A 271-nucleotide genomic window follows, 5' to 3' on the forward strand; every position below is an offset into this window, starting at 1 on the left:
GTTGAAGCGCAAGGGCAGGAAGCTGGCAGGCGAAGGCCGGCTCGACATGCGTCGCTATCGCGACCGGGACGGCATCGCGGTGTTCCACGCGCTTGCCCGGCCGCTGTCGGCGACGACCTATCAGGAAAAGCTGCTCGACGCTGGTCTGCCGGAGGACCCAGCCGCGCTGCTCGCCGCCGCCGATCGTGATGGGGCGCGCGCGTGGCTGATGCTGCTGGACGATCGGCCGATCGCCTATCTTTGCTGCACGGCGGAGGGGACGGCGCTGCGC

General features: G+C 70.1%; 1 protein-coding gene. It reads left to right on the forward strand.

All coding sequences use genetic code 11. The annotated features are described in order from the left end of the window. Positions 1 to 271, forward strand: a 271-nt coding sequence (locus AC0IYH_RS31670) for a GNAT family N-acetyltransferase (RefSeq protein WP_471838212.1), incomplete at both ends; no start/stop codon positions are given.

The sequence above is a fragment of the Pseudomonas sp. AC463 genome, assembly GCF_979253585.1.